The sequence below is a fragment of the Aetokthonos hydrillicola CCALA 1050 genome (assembly GCF_017591665.1).
In the GTDB taxonomy this organism is placed as follows: domain Bacteria; phylum Cyanobacteriota; class Cyanobacteriia; order Cyanobacteriales; family Nostocaceae; genus Aetokthonos; species Aetokthonos hydrillicola.
Map to the genome: position 1 here is coordinate 1 of NZ_JAAKGC010000404.1, position 1,311 is coordinate 1,311.

At 45.9% G+C, this 1,311-nt stretch carries 1 protein-coding gene; it reads right to left on the reverse strand.

Going from position 1 to position 1,311, the window contains the following annotated elements; genetic code table 11:
• Positions 1-321: 321 nt before the first annotated feature.
• The coding region (locus tag G4P69_RS38350; RefSeq protein ID WP_208355239.1) for an ACT domain-containing protein at positions 322-1,311 on the reverse strand (990 nt) is incomplete at its 5' end.

The following is a 1,311-nucleotide window of genomic DNA, read 5'->3' on the forward strand; positions in this document are numbered from 1 at the left end:
ACTTTAGACCAGAGTACTTAAACCTCCTTTGCTGAAGTTTTTGGTTAACTTTCCCCTTTCAATATCTGCCTCCAAATTTACACCCTTCATTATTTGTGCAGCAAACTTCTATTTTAATACCATTATACATTAACTGGAGGATTTTGTTAATAGAGTTTTACAAATTGGGCATAGGGCATAGCGAATAGGGCATCGGGCATCGGGCATCGGGCATCGGGCATGGGGCATGGGTATCTAGTACTCGCTCCCCTGCTCCTCTGCCCCTCTGCTCCTGTGCTCCTCTGCCCTATTCGCTATGCCCTATGCCCTATGCCCTATGCCCTATTCCTCAACCTCACTAACACGACGGATCTTGCGAATATCGCTCAATTTCTTAATTTGTGCAAAGACTTGCTCTAGTTGAGTACGAGCCTGTATATCTATTCCTAGGTCGATCAAAGCTGGTTGACCAATAGTAGTTTTAACTTGAGCATGGCGTACATTAATTCCTTGATCACTCAAGCGAGACAAAATATCCTTTAAGACTCCTACCCGATCCAAAGCTTCAATCTGGACATTCACAGGGTAGGTTTCTGGACGAGTTGCATTTTCTAGAGCTTCATTCCACGCGACTGTTACTAGGCGATCGCGCTCTACATGCTCCAAGTTATGACACCCGTCGCGATGAATTGAGATTCCCCTTCCTCGTGTCACTACACCACTAATTGGTTCTCCAGGAATAGGATGACAGCATCTTGCTAGATAATACATCAACCCTTCCACCCCAATAATCGGTGAATTAGTAAATTTAGTTGGTGCTGGAGAAACCTTAGATAAAGTAGGCTCTTTTACAGGTGTTTCAGGTGGGAGAGCGATCGGCTGTGGCAATTTCGCTTCTTCTCGCCAACGACTTAGCACTTGGTTCGTAGTAATTCCGCCGTAACCTATAGCCGCGAGTAAATCTTCTACTGAGTGGTAATTGCATCGGTGTGCAACAGCCTGCATCGGTTCTGATTTCAGCATACTGTCAAAACCGGTTTTTCCCACTTCTTTTTCCAACAATTCTCTACCACGAGCAATATTCTGTTCGCGCCGGGATTTCTTATACCATTGGCGAATCCGGTTGCGGGTGGCTGATGAGGCGACAAAGTTCAGCCAATCTAAACTGGGGTGAGAATTTTTGTGGGTAATAATCTCAACTATATCCCCAGTTTTTAATGGCGTATCAAGAGTTACTATTCTACCGTTCGCCCGTGCGCCTGCGCAGTGGGTTCCTACCTCGGAGTGAGCTGGGTAAGCAAAATCAACAGGAGGCGCGGATCGGGTTAGAGA